This window comes from Streptomyces torulosus, assembly GCF_001419765.1.
GTDB lineage: Bacteria > Actinomycetota > Actinomycetes > Streptomycetales > Streptomycetaceae > Streptomyces > Streptomyces torulosus.
This window is the reverse complement of the sequence record NZ_LIRK01000967.1, coordinates 1-3,499: the sequence shown is the minus strand read 5'-3', so window position 1 is coordinate 3,499 and position 3,499 is coordinate 1. Positions and strand designations below refer to the sequence as shown.

4 protein-coding genes are annotated in these 3,499 nt (G+C 71.7%); 1 reads left to right on the top strand and 3 read right to left on the bottom strand.

The annotated features are described in order from the left end of the window. From AOK23_RS43175 to AOK23_RS43165, 3 genes are all read right to left on the bottom strand, one after another. Positions 1-415, bottom strand: a 415-nt coding sequence (locus AOK23_RS43175; protein WP_420823807.1) for a cupin domain-containing protein, incomplete at its 3' end; no start/stop codon positions are given. Beyond that, positions 409-1,344, bottom strand: coding sequence for a DUF6807 domain-containing protein (locus AOK23_RS43170; RefSeq protein ID WP_055717822.1), 936 nt, complete (start codon positions 1,342-1,344; stop codon positions 409-411). The genes AOK23_RS43170 and AOK23_RS43175, both read right to left, overlap by 7 nt. Next, positions 1,341-2,543, bottom strand: coding sequence for a Gfo/Idh/MocA family protein (locus AOK23_RS43165; RefSeq protein WP_206336450.1), 1,203 nt, complete (start codon positions 2,541-2,543; stop codon positions 1,341-1,343). The genes AOK23_RS43170 and AOK23_RS43165 overlap by 4 nt, the downstream gene beginning before the upstream one ends. 359 nt (positions 2,544-2,902) lie before the next feature. Between AOK23_RS43165 and AOK23_RS43160 the strand changes: the two genes are divergently transcribed. Then, positions 2,903-3,499: undecaprenyl-diphosphate phosphatase (locus AOK23_RS43160; RefSeq protein WP_055717820.1), on the top strand; the 597-nt coding region annotated here is incomplete at its 3' end.

Genomic DNA, 3,499 nt, shown 5'->3' with positions numbered 1-3,499 from the left:
GGCGACCCGTATCCCGGTGGAGGCGCCGGAGGAGGAGCAGGATACGGGTCGCCGCGGCGTACGTCTCCGGGTCGGCCAGGTAGCGCGGCGGCAGCGTGAGCACGGCGTCGCCCGCCTCCGGCAGCCCGCTGTTCTGCATCAGGACGGTGATGCGCAGCTCGTCCTCGTTGACCAGCCGGTGGATGGTGCCGGGCGTGAACCAGGCGATCGTCCCCGGCGTCAGGGGCGTGACCTCGAACCCGGAGGCCGTCAGGGTCTGCACGGCGCCGCGTCCGCCGGTGACGACGTACCCCTCCGAACAGGTCAGGTGCATATGGGGCGTTCCGCCGCACACCCCGTCCGTCTCGGGCCAGTCGTAGACGGACAGGTGGGAGACGGCGACCCCGCCGGGCAGTCCCTCGTAACCGTTCACCACGGGTGCGCCTCCAGGTACTTGGCGATCTCCTCCCGCTCCCAGGCCCCGTCCGCCACGACGACCCGGTAGCGGCGGGTGAGCGTGTCGCCGGGGGCGAGCGCCAGTTCGTCGAAGAACGCCCAGGAGGGGGCGACGGCCGCGAACGGCTCGTTGCGGACGAACCAGTGAGCGGGGTGGGCGCCCTCGGCGCCGGTGTGGTCGTTCTCGGGGGCGTGGACGAAGACGAGCGTGGCGTGCCCGTCGGTGCCGTCGTGCTCACCCGAGTACGCCAGCCACGGCGCCTGCCCGCCCATCAGCTCGGGCCCCTCGGCGTCGGGGCCGATGATCCGCCCCTCGCGGAAGGCGCGCGGGCCGCGCCAGAACAGGCCGGTGTAGCCGGCCATCTCGCGCCCGGCGGTGGTCGGGCTGCCGAACAGCAGCGGCTCGTCACGCCGGTTGGTGATCGCGCTGGTCCAGGTGAGCGCCCACGACCCCGCCTCGGTGTCGACGTCGTGCACCTCGATCCGGCGCTCCTCGTCGGCCCACAGCTCCCCGCCGTACGGATGCCAGGTCAGCCGCTCGGCGATCACCACCCGGTCGCCGTCGGAGACGACCTCGTCGAAACCGGCGTGGGCCATCGATCCGACCCGCTCCGGGATGGGCAGGTACCCCTCGCCGTGGACGTAGGAGTTGCCGCCCCACAGGTTCTGGCCCGACAGGTGCGAGGCCGTCAGCTGGAGACCCTTGTGCCAGCGGTGGTCGTTGGGGCGGTAGTCGGTGACGATGTCGCCCGCGAGGGTGCGGACCGGGTGCAGATACGGCTTGGGGGCCTCCCAGGCCGCCTCCGGCCGGTACACGTAGCTGAACAGCTCGACGCCGGTGGCCGGCTCGGTGACCGTGATCCGGTCGCCGTGGGCGTGGACGACGCGCAGCCCGTCGTGGAAGGTCATGCGGGGATCTCCTCACTCGTGGCGGGCTCCTGGGCGGGTGCGGGCGCCCAGCCGGGGGCTCCACCGTGCATGGCCGTGTAGTACGGGTCCCCCGGTCCGATCTCGCCACGCCGTACGGTCGTGTCCGTGAACGCCGACTTGTAGAGCGCGGCGATCAGCTCCAGGCTCGTCCGGCCGTCGGCGCCGCTGCTGCGGGGCCGCTCACCGGCGCGCATGCTCGCGACGAGTTCGCGCAGCTGGGCCAGGTGGGAGCTGGGCACGTCGGCGCCGAAGTCCCGCCAGGCAGCCGCGTCCACGTCCGGGGTGCCGGGGGCGGGGGTGATGGACCAGTCGGCGTTGGAGTGGCCGTACAGGTGGGTGAGTTCGATCGTGGCGCGCTCGCAGTCGATGCGGATGCGGCTGACCTCGTCGGGGCTGAGGACGCTGTTGACGACGGTGGCCAGGGCGCCGTTCTCGAAGCGGACGAGGGCGGTCGAGACGTCCTCGGTCTCCACGTCGTGGACCAGCCGCCCGGCCATGGCGCGGACCTCGCTCCAGGGGCCGAGCAGGTCGAGGAGGAGGTCCATCTGGTGGATGCCGTGACCCATGGCGGGGCCGCCGCCCTCCGTCGCCCAGCGGCCGCGCCAGGGCACGGCGTAGTAGGCGGTGTTCCGGTACCAGGTGGTCTGGCAGTGCGCGACGAGGGGACGGCCGACCGCCTGCTCGGCGATCAGCTTCCGTACGTGCGTGGCGCCCGAGCCGAAGCGGTGCTGGAAGACGATCGAGGCGAAGGGCCCGCCGGTGTCCGCGCCTTCCTCGGCCTCCACGGCGTCGAAGTCGGCGAGCGTCGGCACCGGCGGCTTCTCGCACCACACCCAGGCGCCGGCCCGCAGCGCGGCGACGGTCTGGTCGCGGTGCAGGGTGGGCGGGGTGCACACGCAGACCAGGTCGGGGCGCTGCTCGGCCAGCATGCGGTCCAGATCGGTGTAGCCGTGCGGGATGCCGTGCTCGGCGCAGAACGCGCGTACCGCCTCGGCATCGATGTCGACCGCCGCGACGACCTCGGTCTCGCCCTCCTCGGCGAGGCGCGCGAGCGCGGGCAGATGGGAGCCGCCGCCGATGGCGCCGATGCCGATGACGGCGGCGCGGACGCGGCGGCCCTTCAGGGGGGCCGGCGGCTGGTCCGGAGTCGGGCCCGGACCGTTGCTGGGTGTGGGCATGGACGTGATCAGCACTCCATCGAACGGGACGTCGGACAGTGGCCAACGCCTGGTGGCCAGGGCTCCGGCGGTACGGCGACCCTCGCAACGGCAAGCGCTTTCTCCAGCCAGCAACGTATGTGCGGACATAGTCACTGGTCAACACCATGGATTCGGCCGTTCCACCCCTCGGTACGCCGGTCCGCGCCCCACCCCCGCACGGCCCTGCCAAACCCCTGTGGCAGCCCTGTCATCCGGGGGCGCTAGGCTGCCCCCGTACCTGTGATCACCCGCCCCGCACGGCCGCCCGGCGGCCGGGTCGGCGGCGTGTCACCTTTCCCGTCGGCCCCTCACGATCAGCGCTTGGACCACGTAACTTCATGTCTTGGTTTGAATCCCTCATCCTCGGACTCGTCCAGGGGCTGACCGAGTTCCTCCCCATCTCCTCCAGCGCGCACCTGCGCCTGACGGCGGCGTTCTCCGGCTGGGAGGACCCAGGAGCGGCCTTCACGGCGATCACCCAGATCGGCACCGAGGCCGCGGTGCTGATCTACTTCCGCAAGGACATCGTCAACATCATCTCGGCGTGGTCCCGCTCCCTGTTCAACAAGGAGATGCGCGGCGACCGCGACGCCCAGATGGGCTGGCTGGTGATCGTCGGTTCCATCCCGATCGGTGTCCTCGGAGTGACCCTCAAGGACCAGATCGAGGGCCCGTTCCGCGATCTGCGCATCACCGCGACCATGCTGATCGTGATGGGCATCGTCCTGGGCGTCGCGGACCGCCTGCACCGCGCCATCAAGGAACGCAAGACCCTGGACCAGTTGAGCGTCAAGGACGGCCTGATCTTCGGCCTCTGCCAGGCCATGGCCCTCATCCCGGGTGTCTCCCGCTCCGGCGCCACGATCAGCGGCGGCCTCCTCATGGGCTACAAGCGTGAGGCCGCGGCCCGCTACTCCTTCCTCCTCGCCATCCCC

Coding starts and splice junctions, on each gene's coding strand:
- AOK23_RS43165 (WP_206336450.1), bottom strand. CDS start 2,543: ATGCCCACACCCAGCAACGGTCCGGGCCCGACTCCGGACCAGCCGCCG.
- AOK23_RS43170 (WP_055717822.1), bottom strand. CDS start 1,344: ATGACCTTCCACGACGGGCTGCGCGTCGTCCACGCCCACGGCGACCGG.